This is a genomic window from Parabacteroides leei (assembly GCF_023369805.1).
Taxonomy (GTDB): domain Bacteria; phylum Bacteroidota; class Bacteroidia; order Bacteroidales; family Tannerellaceae; genus Parabacteroides; species Parabacteroides leei.
The window spans coordinates 20592-34659 of the sequence record NZ_JAMBQG010000027.1 but is presented as its reverse complement, the minus strand read 5'-3'; the positions used below and the strand labels follow the sequence as shown (position 1 = coordinate 34659).

Annotated in this window: 11 protein-coding genes; 5 read left to right on the top strand and 6 right to left on the bottom strand. The window is 43.2% G+C overall.

The annotated features are described in order from the left end of the window. Window positions 1-51: 51 nt before the first annotated feature. Window positions 52-1275 (bottom strand): DUF763 domain-containing protein, encoded by a 1224-nt coding sequence (locus tag M1P97_RS24255; protein ID WP_249390435.1) that lies wholly within the window; start codon window positions 1273-1275, stop codon window positions 52-54. A gap of 109 nt (window positions 1276-1384) precedes the next feature. Between M1P97_RS24255 and M1P97_RS24250 the strand changes: the two genes are divergently transcribed. Together M1P97_RS24250 and M1P97_RS24245 are read left to right on the top strand one after the other, a co-directional pair. Beyond that, window positions 1385-1900, top strand: coding sequence for a DsbA family protein (locus M1P97_RS24250; RefSeq protein WP_229058427.1), 516 nt, complete (start codon window positions 1385-1387; stop codon window positions 1898-1900). Window positions 1901-1905: 5 nt separating this feature from the next. Continuing rightward, window positions 1906-2505 carry a hypothetical protein gene (locus M1P97_RS24245; protein ID WP_195372099.1) on the top strand — a complete coding sequence of 200 codons (600 nt, stop codon included), beginning with the start codon at window positions 1906-1908 and terminating at the stop codon, window positions 2503-2505. 82 nt (window positions 2506-2587) lie between these two features. On the opposite strand, the gene M1P97_RS24240 is transcribed toward M1P97_RS24245, so the two are convergent. From M1P97_RS24240 to M1P97_RS24220, 5 genes are all read right to left on the bottom strand, one after another. After that, window positions 2588-3589 carry a GGGtGRT protein gene (locus M1P97_RS24240; protein WP_195372100.1) on the bottom strand — a complete coding sequence of 334 codons (1002 nt, stop codon included), beginning with the start codon at window positions 3587-3589 and terminating at the stop codon, window positions 2588-2590. Window positions 3590-3596: 7 nt separating this feature from the next. Beyond that, window positions 3597-3788, bottom strand: a complete 192-nt coding sequence (locus M1P97_RS24235; RefSeq protein ID WP_129734696.1) for a hypothetical protein — start codon at window positions 3786-3788, stop codon at window positions 3597-3599. Further along, the gene (locus M1P97_RS24230) at window positions 3781-4473 is read right to left on the bottom strand and encodes an iron-sulfur cluster assembly scaffold protein (RefSeq protein WP_122360554.1); all 693 of its coding nucleotides are present in this window, start codon (window positions 4471-4473) and stop codon (window positions 3781-3783) included. The genes M1P97_RS24235 and M1P97_RS24230 overlap by 8 nt, the downstream gene beginning before the upstream one ends. A gap of 123 nt (window positions 4474-4596) precedes the next feature. Continuing rightward, complete coding sequence (locus M1P97_RS24225) at window positions 4597-5043, bottom strand: OsmC family protein (protein ID WP_249390434.1); 447 nt, start codon at window positions 5041-5043, stop codon at window positions 4597-4599. 11 nt (window positions 5044-5054) lie between these two features. Then, the gene (locus tag M1P97_RS24220) at window positions 5055-6164 is read right to left on the bottom strand and encodes a TlpA disulfide reductase family protein (RefSeq protein ID WP_249390433.1); all 1110 of its coding nucleotides are present in this window, start codon (window positions 6162-6164) and stop codon (window positions 5055-5057) included. Window positions 6165-6313: 149 nt separating this feature from the next. On the opposite strand from M1P97_RS24220, the gene M1P97_RS24215 reads away from it, so the two are divergent. The 3 genes from M1P97_RS24215 to M1P97_RS24205 all read left to right on the top strand — a co-directional run bounded on the left by M1P97_RS24215 (window position 6314) and on the right by M1P97_RS24205 (window position 14053). After that, the gene (locus M1P97_RS24215; protein WP_249390432.1) at window positions 6314-10345 is read left to right on the top strand and encodes a hybrid sensor histidine kinase/response regulator transcription factor; all 4032 of its coding nucleotides are present in this window, start codon (window positions 6314-6316) and stop codon (window positions 10343-10345) included. A 241-nt stretch (window positions 10346-10586) separates the two neighbouring features. Then, the gene (locus M1P97_RS24210) at window positions 10587-11696 is read left to right on the top strand and encodes a basic secretory family protein (RefSeq protein ID WP_249390431.1); all 1110 of its coding nucleotides are present in this window, start codon (window positions 10587-10589) and stop codon (window positions 11694-11696) included. Window positions 11697-11713: 17 nt separating this feature from the next. Continuing rightward, on the top strand, window positions 11714-14053 hold the full coding sequence (locus M1P97_RS24205; RefSeq protein ID WP_195372105.1) for a GH92 family glycosyl hydrolase: 2340 nt from the start codon (window positions 11714-11716) through the stop codon (window positions 14051-14053). Window positions 14054-14068 lie beyond the last annotated feature (15 nt).

Below are 14068 nucleotides of genomic sequence, written 5' to 3'. Positions count from 1 at the left end.
CTGGTGCAGCCTTGAACTTTTGGTTACTTTTCTTGCAAGAGAAAAGTAACTTTAATCCCATAAACTGAGTTGTATTCCTCCCTTTCCCTTATCCTCTTTCTTTACAGGCTTTTTAGCATCACCAAAAACTGTCTTTCCACCATATTTATAAGACGTATCCCGTTCATGCTGTACCCAATCATCAAAATATTTGCTTGGCGTATATCCTTTTTCTATTTCCTGTGATATCTTGGACAGGTTCTTCAAAGCATCCGATTTATCTTTATCCCCGAGACGAGCCTGCCGTATGGCTTTGTCGAATACTTCAACCGTCTCATCATAAACACTTGTCGGGACAGGAAACGGATGTCCGTCTTTCCCCCCGTGTGCGAACGAAAAACGGGCTGGATCGGAGAAGCGCGATGGAGTGCCGTGTATCACTTCGCTGACCAATGTCAGCGATTGCAGCGTACGCGGCCCGACACCTTCCAATAAAAGCAATGATTCCATATCGGACACATTTGTCTCATGGGCTAACAATAGTGCAGCCCCCAGACGTTTCAGGTTAACATCTTCCTCTCTTACTTCATGGTGATTGGGAAGAATGATAGAAACTTCATGCATCAACTTTTCCGGTGTCTCTTTTGTCAGTTCGACGATTCCCTCTTTGGTAGGGGCAGCCAGTTTATCTGTCAGGTTAAGTATCAATCCTTGGTTTCTGCCGCAAACGGAAGTATGAGGTTCTTCCATAAACGAACGGAGCGAAGACGACAGCCAGTGATAACGCCGGGCCATACGCTCATTCGGGTTCATTCCTTGTTGTATGACAGACCAGTCGCCCTCTTTGGTGACGACAAACGTATGTAGATAAAGTTGAAAACCATCCTGAACGGCTGTATTATCGACTTTGGCCGCCAGTTTGCTGCATCTTACCAGTTCATTTCCATTCAATCCGGTTTTATCGGCTACTTCCAGGAGTTGATTAGGTGTTTCTCTTGAAAACTTACCCCTTCCTCCGCAAATATAAACACCCAGTTCTTCCGACCGGTAATTGATAGCTTTTCTCAGGGCATTCATAACAGATGTCGTGATACCTGACGAATGCCAGTCCATTCCCAACACACATCCTAACGACTGAAACCAGAAAGGATCACTAAGCCGTCGTAATAACGCCGGACGACCATATTCGATAATAATAGCTTCGGCAATGGCTCCTCCAAGCAAACTCATACGTTGAGCCAGCCAGGGCGGGACTGTTCCGTAATGTAATGGTAAATCAGCTGTACCTCGTTTCATATATGCGAAGATAGATAAAAAACAAAATGAATTCAGTTAATGAAGTGCTAATAAAGCAACAAATGAAATGGAAGCAGTGTTATTATTTAGAAATCAAATAGTAACAGATATGTATTTGGAAGTAAATAAGAACGATCATGTTCAAGGTCCGGTCAATGCACCGATAGAATTAATTGAGTATGCAGATTTTCAATGTCCCTACTGCGGGAGGGCTTACCATATAGTAAAAGAGATACAGAAAAAACTCGGAAACAAGATTAAGTTTGTTTTCCGGAATTTTCCACTGACAGAGTTGCATCCGCATGCTTTGCATGCTGCTATTGCAACGGAAATAGCCGGTTCTTACGGGAAGTTCTGGGAGATGCATGATCTTCTTTTTGAGAATCAGAATGCTTTGGATGATTATTATTTATTGGAATATGCCAAAAAGTTGGGAATAAAAGCTGCCGAGTTTGAGACGGATTTCAGTAAAGATCGTTTCTATCAAAAGGTGAAAGACGATTACGACTCCGGTATAGAGAACAATGTTCAGGGTACACCGACATTTTTCGTTAATGGAGAGCTCTATGACGGCAACTGGATGACTTCCGAATTTGCGGAGTATCTGGAGTCTTTAATATCTTAATAGTCATGAAGAAATTAAGTTTGGTAATATTGACCTCTTTCTTGTTGGTTGCCTGTGGTGCCTATAAATATCTCGACTTGGGGATGTTGACGACCGGGATGACCATTGCCGAAGTGGAGAACCTTATGGGGCCTCCCGAACGGGTATTGGCTGTCAATAAGAAAGATGGCTATGTACAGGAAGTGTTGGAATACCGGACGGGCAAGAATGAAGTGTATGCCCTGGAATTCTGGGATAATTACCTGACAGGCTATGAGTTTTTATATGATGATGTAAATTATTTGCCACCGATAGCCCCTCCGATGGTGTTTCCCCCTTATGGCCGTCCGATTTATATCCACCCGGACCATCGTCCGAACCACCCGAATCGTCCGAACAGGCCTAGCCGTCCTGAATCGAACCGTCCCAGCCGTCCTGAAACCAGTCGCCCCGAATCGAGCCGTCCTGAGACAAATCGTCCTACCCGTCCCGAAACGAAACCTGAGGTAATTCGTCCAAATTCGGGAGCAAGTAATCGTACGGAACATTACAATAATTCGACAAACAGTCAGACAAATAAGAATGACCGTTCTAATTCATCCGGTAGAAACGGTGGACGAAGATAGTCGAAATAAACATTCTTTATACAAAATAAAAAGCTCCTGCAGTCGATGAATGCAGGAGCTTACCTATATATGAAGTTTTTAATTACTTCTTCATAGCTTCCTCGATAGCAACAGCTACAGCAACAGTAGCACCTACCATCGGATTGTTACCCATACCCAGGAATCCCATCATTTCTACGTGAGCAGGAACGGATGAAGAACCGGCGAACTGAGCGTCACCGTGCATACGGCCCATTGTATCTGTCATGCCATAAGAAGCAGGACCTGCAGCCATATTATCCGGGTGCAGAGTACGGCCTGTACCACCACCTGAAGCAACAGAGAAGTAGTTATGACCATTTTCCATACATTCTTTCTTGTATGTACCGGCTACCGGATGCTGGAAACGAGTCGGGTTAGTTGAGTTACCTGTGATAGATACGTCAACACCTTCAGCACGCATTACAGCAACACCTTCGCGAACGTCGTCGCAACCGTAGCATTTTACTTTTGCACGAAGACCTGTTGAATACGGATATTCTTTGATCACGTTCAAAGCGCCTGTTGCATAGTCGAACTGAGTCTGAACATAAGTAAAGCCGTTGATACGGGAAATGATCATAGCAGCATCTTTACCCAGACCGTTCAGGATAACGCGCAGAGGTTCTTTACGAACTTTGTTTGCCATTTCAGCGATCTTGATAGCACCTTCAGCAGCAGCGAAAGATTCGTGACCAGCCAGGAATGCGAAACATTTTGTTTCTTCGCGAAGCAGACGTGCGCCCAGGTTACCGTGGCCGATACCAACCTTACGGTCGTCAGCAACAGAACCAGCGATACAGAATGCCTGCAGACCGATACCGATAGCTTCGGCAGCGTCAGCAGCGTTTGTGCAACCTTTCTTGATAGCGATAGCAGCACCTACAACGTAAGCCCAGCATGCATTTTCGAAACAGATAGGTTGAGTTTCCTTACACATTGTATAAGGATCGATACCTTTAGCGTCGCAGATAGCTTTTGCATCTTCGATACCGTTGATACCATATTCTTTTAAAACCGCGTTGATATGATCGATACGACGGTCGTAACTTTCAAATAAAGCCATATTATTTTTACTTTTTTAAATTCTTATTTACCAGGAATAAAGATATTAGAAAGTTGAAAACAAGTACACCGCCGCAACAGGCCATATAAAAAGCCATCCAGGGACGGTCCGGCTTCATGACGAAGTAGGTGATTACCGTCGCGATAACAGTTATGATAATTAACCCGATTAGGACGCGTGTCAGTGTTTTCTTATTCATTACGAGGATCGATATATTTTACAGCTTCTTTGAAACGACCGTAAGAACCCTTAGCTTTTTCTAATGCTTCGTTAGCATCGATACCTTTCTTTACCATTTCCATGAATTTACCCAGGTGGATGAATTCATATCCGATTACCTGATCGTCAGCATCTAATGCCATACGGGTACAGTAACCTTCTGCCATTTCCAGGTAACGAGTACCTTTTGCCAAAGTACCGAACATAGTACCAACCTGGCTACGCAGACCTTTACCTAAGTCTTCCAGACCCGCTCCGATAGGCAGACCACCTTCAGAGAAAGCTGACTGTGTACGTCCGTAAACGATCTGCAGGAATAATTCGCGCATAGCTGTGTTGATAGCGTCGCAAACAAGGTCAGTGTTCAATGCTTCCAGAAGCGTTTTGCCCGGAAGGATTTCTGATGCCATCGCAGCAGAGTGAGTCATACCAGAGCAACCGATTGTTTCAACCAGAGCTTCCTGAATGATTCCTTCCTTTACGTTCAGTGTCAGTTTACATGCACCTTGCTGAGGAGCACACCAACCCACACCATGAGTCAAACCTGAGATGTCAGTGATCTGAGTAGATCTAACCCATTTTCCTTCTTCAGGAATCGGAGCACAAGGATGGTTGGCTCCCTTCTTTACAACACACATGTGTTGAACTTCATGTGAATAAATCATAATCGCTAATTTATTATATTAAAGTGATAATAAAACTTTTTGCTAATTTCTATGTAATATCGCTTTCTAAAAGACCGCACAAAGATAAAATTTTTAATCCAGCCATGCAAGACGGAAAGTTCGTTATTTCTCGGTTGGCTGAATATTAAGTTCGGTACCGTTAAACAGTATTCGGTAAGTGATGGGGCCTATCTTTTTCATCATAAGCGCTACACCGCAGTATTTTTCCTGTGAGAGGCGGATCGCTTTTTCTATTCGGGCGCTGTCGTCGGCGTTTCCTGTAACATGGTATGTTACGTCGAATGCTATATATAGCATTGGGATGGTATCGGATGTCTCTGCTTTGACGTCGATCGACAACTTTTCGAAGCGGACTCTCATTTTTTTGAAAAGAGAGACCACATCTAATCCGCTGCAACCAGCCATAGCAACCAGCATCAAAGCTTTTGGGCGGACACCTGAACCGGTGCCGCCGTCTTCTTTGCTGGTATCGATTGTTACCGTATGGCCATCCATCTGTGTCTCAAAGACTGAATCTTTTTTCCAGTCGAGGGTTATCTGGGCAGACATGTCGTAACTTTTTATTTAATAACTTCCTGCAGTTTAATATCTATTTCCTCTCCGTGGATGTTCTTGGCGATGATTGTACCGTCTTTGTCGACCAGAACCGTATGAGGAATGCTGTTTACTCCGTATAGAGCGGCACCTGCATTCTGCCAGCCTTTCAGGTCAGATAGTTGTATCCAGGTAATGTTCAGGTCTTTTACACCTTTTGCCCATGCATCAGCTTTGCTATCCAATGAAATACCAACGATTTCAAAACCTTTATTCTTGTATTGTTTGTATAGTTCGACTAAATGCGGTGTTTCTTTACGACAAGGAGGACACCAGGATGCCCAGAAGTCGATCAGGACAACTTTGCCATTACCTACAAATTCAGACAGTTTGTGAACTTCTCCTTTAGGATCAGCCATTTCGAAATCTACGAACTGTTTGCCGACAGCGACATTTTTCAGTATTTCGAGGCGGCTCATCATTTTGTCGATACCCGGGAATGCCTTGAAAGTTGAGTCAGCCTGTGCGATGATTTCACTCTGTTGTTCCTCACTCAGACTGTAACGGTTGTCAAACGTATATTTGGCAGACATTTTTTGATCCATATGGGCCAGGATATAATTACAGATTGCCCGTGTGATTTTTTCGCTGAATTCGTCATACTTCTTTTCAGCGGCATTGGCAATATCTTTATCTTCAGAACGGATGGCATCCCCCAGTTTTCCCATTTCATCATAAATTGGAGCGATCTCATCTTTCAAAGCCTTTTCTGCATCATTGGCCGGTGTTCCGGTCACAACAGAGAATGTGTCGAGGTTGGCGATGATTTTTCCGTTTTCAAGAGTGAATGTTGTTTTAAACAAATTGGGTTTGCCACGTTCTTCGGGAACAACATTCGTCGAGAACTGAAGAGTAGCAAGCAGCGAACCCTCTTGTGTCCCTTTGAATCTGAAAGTGTTGTTTTCCACTAATGCACTGTCCAGAGGTAAGACATCCGGATTTCCGTATTCATAGAGGTATACATACTTTCCATTTAGATCGGCGTTTGATACTGTACCGGTTATTTCGTAACCCGGTTTTTCGCTGCAGGCTGCAAGAAGCAGTGCGGAAGCAACAAGAGGTAGATACTTTTTCATATATTATATGTGTTAAAACGATATTATCACCTTCGAATATGCGAAGTTATCGCTTTATTAATAATCCTTTATCCCTTTAAGCTTAAAAAGTTTTAATATTACGGAAAAGATGGATTATATTTGTCGTCTGATCAATAATAAACATAATAATGACTCGATTCCTATCAATACGATTTCTATTATTGGGCTTATTCCTGCTGTGCCCCTTTTTTAAAGGAGCGGCATCGATAGCTTTCCATAAAGCGAATAATATTGATTTGTCGAATAATGCGATAATAGATATTTACCAGGATGCCCATGGTTATATATGGCTTGGAACGTATGACGGGTTGAACTTGTATAATGGGAAGAATACCTATGTTTACCGTTTCGAACCTGATAATAAAAATACACTTTGCAGCAATATTATTCATAAGATTTCGGGAGGTGGAGGAGAATATTTGTGGATTTCGACCTCGATGGGACTGAACCGGTTTTCGTTAAGGGATCGCAAAGTGACGGAGTCGTATATGGAATATCCCGAATGCCGCCTGATTGTTGCAGACTCTCTGGAAAATACGCTATTGGTAAGCCGGAATAATTTTATTTCCTGTTATACCGTCCGGGCTGGTTCTTTTCAGGATATTTATACGGAAGGGATAACTCCGGATGCAGTAAAAGCCTTGTTTACCGATGAGCAAGGGGATTTTTATATCCTTTCGTCTGACGGCTTTCTGAAGAAGATCGTTCCGGATTATTCTACTTTACCTCTTAAATTACAGATAAAGGAAAGTAAAATACATGATAAAGAGATAAGGCAGGCTTTTTATGAAGAAGGTATTCTCTATTATGTGGATACAGAGAACAAATTGTATCAATATGGAATGAAGGATAAAAAGGAAAAATATTTGTCTGATCTTTCCGTATGGATGAAGAAATATGGGGATATATCCCGTATTGTCTCTTTTCAGTCGAAACAATATCTGGCGTTCAGGGATGGTTTATTGATGGATCTGAATGATCCGGAAGGAGCTTTCGATCTGAATATCGGTATTTTTAGTATGATTAAAGACAATAAGCAGAATATTCTTTGGATCGGAACGGACGGACAGGGTGTCAGAATGTTTTACGATAAGTCTGAGCGTTTTGACGGGTTGTTGCTGGAAGATTTGCCTTTTGTGATGCGTAATCCTGTACGTTCGGTTTATACCGACGAAGATAAAACGTTATGGTTCGGAACAAAAGGAGATGGATTTGTCCGTATAAAGGAGTATGATTCTTATAAAGGAAAACAGATACCTTCCGATAAGATAACCCGTTATACCACAGCCAACGGACTTTCTAATAACCGTGTATATTGTTTTTATAAGAGCCGGTATCATTCTTTGGTATGGATCGGAACGGATGGTCCGGGGCTTTCCTATTATTCGTATGAAGATGGGAAGGTGTATACACTTCCCAGTAAGATCGATACAAAATTAAGATTTGTGCATTCCATCTGTGAGGTGAACGATTCTACTTTATGGGTAGCCACGACAGGGGATGGATTGATCGAGGTTATTCTGGAGAAAAGTAAATCGGGGCTGGGCGTTAAATACATTGATTCCTATCAGCTGGAGAAAGATGGGAAAGTCTGTAACGAATTCTATTCGATGTATTATGACGGAAAATCGACTATATATCTGGGTAGCCGCGGCGGATACGGGATGGCACGTTTTGACCTGTTAACCAGGGAATATGACTTTATGTCGATGAATAATTCATCCAACCAGGCAATTGGTGACGTGTTAAGCCTGTATTATAGTAGTGACTCGACCTTTTATCTGGGTGCCAGTTCCGGAATGACCCGTATGAAATGTAATTCATCAGGCACCTGTGATGTCAGACAGTTCGACAGGAGTGACGGTATCAGCAACGATATGATCCACGGTATACTGGAAGACCGGGACGAATGTATCTGGTTAAGTACCAATAAAGGATTGACGAAATATAATCCCCGTAACAGTTTCTTCCACAACTACGGGCATCAGGAATTGAAAGTCACAGAATTTTCGGATGACGCCTATTGGATATGCGAATATACCGGACGGTTGTTTTTCGGAGGTATCGACGGTCTCGTCTGGATCGAACCCCAAAATGACCAGTTGGAAAACTTTCGGCCGGACCTTCATTTCTTTGAACTGAAGATGGGAGGGGAGACGGTAAGTCTTTACGACCATACGGATGCAGAGTCTGCCCAGCTCGTGATTCCTCCGGATATCTCGACGTTTAATATCTCGTTTGTTGCAACAGATTATATTCATGGAGAAAACTATGAATACTCTTACCTGTTGCAGAATTATAATACCAACTGGACGGAATTACAGAAGAATAACGAAATATCGTTCACCAAACTTCCTTACGGTAACTATGTACTGAAAGTCCGCTATAAAAACGATGTGTACGACTCGAATGCCCGCGAATACCTTTTACCGTTGAAGGTACTTCCTCCCTGGTATCGTTCAACCTGGGCAATCGTATTATATGTGTTTGCTTTTCTTCTTTTATTAACGGGATTACTCTACCGTTTCAACCGGAGGATGGCAGAAAAGCAACAACTCGTTGCACGGAAGATCAGGGAAGAACAAAAAGAAAAACTATATGAGGCAAAGCTGAATTTCTTCGCCAATATCACACATGAACTTTGTACTCCGCTTACTTTGATAAACGGGGTGGGGGATTATATCCATACTTATGCAGAGAATACTTCGGATAATAAACTGATAAGATATATCCGTATATTGCGGGATAACGTAATAAGTCTCAACGAACTGATCCAGGAAATCCTCGACTTCCGCAAGATAGAGGAAGCGGGAATGAATTATTTCAGTATTAAAAAGACTTCCGTTTCCGGTATTATCCGCAGGCAATACGACTCTTTTACCCCTATTGCTGAGCAGAACGGAATAAACTTTACGATGTCTCTGCCGGACTCTCTTAATTGGAATACCGATCCTACCGGTCTGAAGAAGATTTTGGTTAATCTGATATCCAACGCTTTTAAATATACGGACGAGGCCGGCAGCATCCGTATCTCGGCAATGATAGAGGATGATTCGTTAGTTATCAGTGTATATAATACTGGTAAAGGAATATCGGAAGCAGACCTGAATACAATCTTTGACCGATATCGTATACTGGGTGATCTGGATGGAAACAATTACACCCAAATGACTTCCAGAAACGGTTTGGGATTGTTTATCTGTCATAGCATGGTGCAGTCTTTGCGTGGTACGATAGAAGTGAAAAGTGAAGAAGGTAAATTTGCTGAATTTATCGTCCGGTTACCATATCTGGAAGTGGATGAAGACGATATGGTGGAAGATAACGAAGAACCTGATGCCTGTATTTTGCCGACTTCTCCGGATCAGGGGGAGATGGGGATACCGGTTTCTGCGGATGACAAACCTTGCATCCTTGTGGTAGATGACAATAAAGATATTGTCTGGCTTATCAAAGAATCCTTATCCCCGGCTTATACGATAGAAGAAGCGTTCAGTGTGGAAGATGCACTTGCTTTGATGGAGAAACAAACACCGGCTCTTATTATTACAGATATAATGATGCCGGATATAGACGGCCTGGAGCTGATCAGTCGCGTGAAGTCGGATAAGTTTACCCGGCATATTCCGTTGATCATCGTTTCCGCCCGTATCTCCGAAAACGATCAGGCTGAAGGATTGGACTTGGGGGCTGATGCTTACCTGACTAAACCGTTCTCGTCGGTTGTCCTCCGTTCGGTGGTGAATCGTCTGATGACAAGTAAGAAGGAGTTGAAAGATTACTACTATTCACCGGAAAGTGCTTACGAACAATCCGGGGGACAGTTGATCCATCAGGAAGACAAGGAATTTATGGATGAGGTTATTGCTATCATTACAGAGAATCTGGATAAGGAAACTTTGCGTCCTGAACTGATTGCAGAGAAAATGGGTATGAATACCCGTTCGCTCTACCGTCGGTTCAAGAAAATATCTCCGCTTACTCCGACCGACTTTATAAAGGATTACCGGCTGACGTATGCCGCCCAATTATTGGTAACGACCAATCTGAATGTACAGGAGATCATCTATAAAGTAGGTATTTCAAACAAATCCTATTTCTACCGTGAGTTCGCTTCCAAGTACAATCAGACACCCAAAGAATACCGGAATACCCGGTAAATGCCTGATTTTCTGTTGGTGTCATAAATTACCAAAAGAGTGTCATAATCTACATCAGGTATATTATGACACTCTTTTGGTATTTGAGGAATAACCCTGGGAAATGGAAACTGACTAATATTGCATTCGAGAATTATCACCGCCCTTGTTTGATAGGCATTTTCTGACAAAGGCGTTTTTGGGGAGTTGTTTTCTTTGGATAGTGAATGCATTATTGAGTTAACAGTAAAGTTGTGTTGTTATGAATAAATATGTAATTGTAGTAGTTAGCTTACTCTTATTCTCTGCATGTAGGGAAAATATCTCTGTAAATGTCCCGGAATTATCGGACGGAGATCCTACCACTTGTTATACGGGAGCGCAGGGCTTAAATAAAATCGTTTTTGATACTCAATGCTGCATTCCTATCCAAAGTTACAAACTCTACTCATCAGGAGAAACGCCGGAACACGATCCGGCAACCTGGACATTAAAAGGTTCGTACGACGGAACGAAATGGGTGGTGATTGACGAACGCAAAGACCAGCGTTTCTGCTCCCGCTATCAGGAGATACTTTGCACGATAGCTAATCCTTCAAATTATAAACAGTATATGCTGGAAGCAGCCACTGAGGGAAATGATATATTGATAATAGGCGATGTCTCTTTCTCTGAAAAGAATCTCCTGACGGACTGGAAAGATTTCAGATATCCCGAAGTAGACTTCGAGGTGCTCGATCCTCAGACAAAGGGGGCGTCTATCTATGCCGACCTGGTGCAGGATCCGGATGCTTACATAAAATATCATGCCGAAAAAGTGGCGGAAATCCTTTTCTATACCGCTCAGGATACGATGAATGACGTGCAGACCATTCAATATACACTGAAAGATTACGACGGTGTATCTGCCAAATCCGGCAATCCACCTGTTATTTCCATCGAATACAGTACACAACACATAGAGAAGTCGGCAGGCGAGTCGTTGTATAGACTCGACTTCGAGACACGTGGCGTCTTATACCATGAGTTGGTCCATGCCTATCAGTTCGAACCGAGAGGTATCGGGAGTTATTCTACCAATAAGGAATTCTGGGCTTGTATTGAAGGAATGGCTGATGCTGTACGGGCAGAAGCCGGCTTTTTTGATATGAATACACGTAAGCCCGGAGGTAACTGGATGGATGGTTACCGCACAACGGGTTTCTTTATCCAATGGTTGAAAACCAAAGATCCGGATGCTATACGTAAATTCCATCTGACTGTCCGTGACTTGGAAGTCTGGAGTTTCGATAAAGCGATAAAAAGTGTCTTTGGTGAAGATAGCAGCATCGAAGGTATGTGGAATGAGTACCAGGCGTTCCTGACGAAATAACAAATACATTATATATTATGAAGTCTTCAACATGTTTAGCCTTAATTCTGTCTGCTTTATTGGCAGGAGGAAATTTATTTGCTCAGCAGGATAAAGTCTCATTAGTGAACCCGATCATCGGGACAAACGGGATGGGACATACTTTTCCGGGAGCATGCGTACCGTTCGGATTGGTACAGTTGAGTCCGGATACAGATACGATCCCGCATAATGTGGACGGCAAATATCAACCTCGCGCTTACGAATATTGTGCCGGTTACCAGCATAAGGACAGCAGCATCGTCGGTTTCAGCCATACCCATTTCAGCGGAACCGGACATTCCGACCTGGGTGATATCCTGATTATGCCGACTACCGGCTGCCTGAAACTGAATCCCGGAACAGCAACCAATCCCGACGGCGGCTATCGTTCTCGATTCTCACACGACACAGAGATCTCCCGTCCCGGTTATTATGAAGTGATGTTGGCCGATTACGGTGTAAAAGCACAACTGACTACAACCAAACGGGCAGGAATACATAAATATACTTTCCCGAAAGAATCGAAGAATCAGCGTATTATCCTGGATATGATACATGGTATTTATAACTACGACGGAAAGGTTTTATGGACAAGTATCCGTGTGGAAAATGATACGTTAGTGACAGGATATCGTATAACCAACGGCTGGGCACGGACCAATTATACCTATTTCGCCATGTCTTTCTCCAAACCGGTTATCCATTACGGATGCGATGAAAAAGCAAAAGTAGATTACCGCGGCGGTTACGGCAAGTTTAATATGAAAGAGAACTTTCCGGATATAGGCGGTCGGAAGATCGTTGCTTATTTCGATTTCGATCCTGCTTCTTCGGATGAACTGGAAGTAAAAGTAGCCCTTTCCGGTGTAAGTACCGATGGCGCTTTGAAAAACCTGCATGCCGAGGCTACCGGATATAGTTTTGACCAACTGGCTTCACGTGCTGCGGATACCTGGAATAAGGAGCTTTCTATTATCGATGCGAAAGGTTCTGACGATCAGATGGCGATGCTTTATACCTCTCTATACCATACGATGATCAATCCTTGTGTCTACACCGATGTAGATGGTCAGTATCGTGGTCTGGATGGTAATATTCATAAAGCAGACGATTTCACTAATTACACGGTCTTCTCTGTTTGGGATACGTACCGGGCTTTGCATCCGCTGTTCAATATCATCAACCGTCAGGTGAATACCGATATTGCCCGTTCCATGCTGAAACATTGCGAACAAAGCGTACATAAGGCGTTGCCTGTATGGAGCCATATGGCAAACGAGAACTGGTGTATGATCGGTTATCACTCTGTATCCGTATTGGCTGATGCCGTGGCAAAAGGCTTGCCGCTGGATAAGGAGGAAGTGTTGAAAGCAATGGTCAGCAGCTCTACCATTCCTTATTATGACGGAACGAAAGAATTAATGGAAAAAGGATATGTATCCCTCGACCGTAGTGGCAGTGCCGCTTCGTTGACACTGGAGTATTCTTACGACGACTGGACGATTTACAATACAGCCCTTTTGGCAGGTAATCGTGAAGTTGCCGACCGTTATAAAAAGCGGGCCATGAACTATACTAATGTATTCGACACCAGTATCGGTTATGCTCGTCCCCGTTATTCCGACGGACGCTGGAAAGAGAACTTCAACCTGCTGAGCACACACGGTGAAGGTTTTATCGAAGGTAATGGCCTGAACTATTCGTTCTATGTTCCTCAGGATGTAAACAATATGATCCGATTGATGGGTGGCGACAAGTCATTCATCACTAAACTGGACTCTCTCTTTACCATGCACCTGCCCGACGAATTCTTCGCTGAAACGGAAGATGTTACCAAAGAAGGTCTTCTGGGTGGTTATGTGCATGGCAACGAACCGAGTCATCATATCCCATTCCTGTATATGTGGACTACACAACCCTGGAAAACCCAGTACTGGCAACGTGAGATCATGAACAAGATGTACCGTAACAATATCGACGGCCTGTGCGGTAACGACGATTGCGGCCAGATGTCTGCCTGGTATATCCTGTCGGCGATGGGCTTCTATCCTGTTTGTCCGGGAACCGATCAATATGTATTGGGTGCCCCTTATCTGCCTTACATGAAAGTATCTCTTGAAAACGGAAAGACATTCGAAGTCAGAGCCGACAAGGTAAGCGACAAGAACCGTTACGTCAAATCTGTAAAACTGAACGGGAAACCATATACCAAAGCGTATATTACTCAACAAGATATAATGAACGGGGGAGAGCTGACCTTCGAAATGACATCTGCTCCAAACAAGAAGCGTGTCTTTGCCGAAGCTGACAAACCTTATTCTTTATCATCAAATTAAAATAACATATATTAG

Coding starts and splice junctions, on each gene's coding strand:
- M1P97_RS24255 (WP_249390435.1), bottom strand. CDS start 1,275: ATGAAACGAGGTACAGCTGATTTACCATTACATTACGGAACAGTCCCG.
- M1P97_RS24250 (WP_229058427.1), top strand. CDS start 1,385: ATGTATTTGGAAGTAAATAAGAACGATCATGTTCAAGGTCCGGTCAAT.
- M1P97_RS24245 (WP_195372099.1), top strand. CDS start 1,906: ATGAAGAAATTAAGTTTGGTAATATTGACCTCTTTCTTGTTGGTTGCC.
- M1P97_RS24240 (WP_195372100.1), bottom strand. CDS start 3,589: ATGGCTTTATTTGAAAGTTACGACCGTCGTATCGATCATATCAACGCG.
- M1P97_RS24235 (WP_129734696.1), bottom strand. CDS start 3,788: ATGAATAAGAAAACACTGACACGCGTCCTAATCGGGTTAATTATCATA.
- M1P97_RS24230 (WP_122360554.1), bottom strand. CDS start 4,473: ATGATTTATTCACATGAAGTTCAACACATGTGTGTTGTAAAGAAGGGA.
- M1P97_RS24225 (WP_249390434.1), bottom strand. CDS start 5,043: ATGTCTGCCCAGATAACCCTCGACTGGAAAAAAGATTCAGTCTTTGAG.
- M1P97_RS24220 (WP_249390433.1), bottom strand. CDS start 6,164: ATGAAAAAGTATCTACCTCTTGTTGCTTCCGCACTGCTTCTTGCAGCC.
- M1P97_RS24215 (WP_249390432.1), top strand. CDS start 6,314: ATGACTCGATTCCTATCAATACGATTTCTATTATTGGGCTTATTCCTG.
- M1P97_RS24210 (WP_249390431.1), top strand. CDS start 10,587: ATGAATAAATATGTAATTGTAGTAGTTAGCTTACTCTTATTCTCTGCA.
- M1P97_RS24205 (WP_195372105.1), top strand. CDS start 11,714: ATGAAGTCTTCAACATGTTTAGCCTTAATTCTGTCTGCTTTATTGGCA.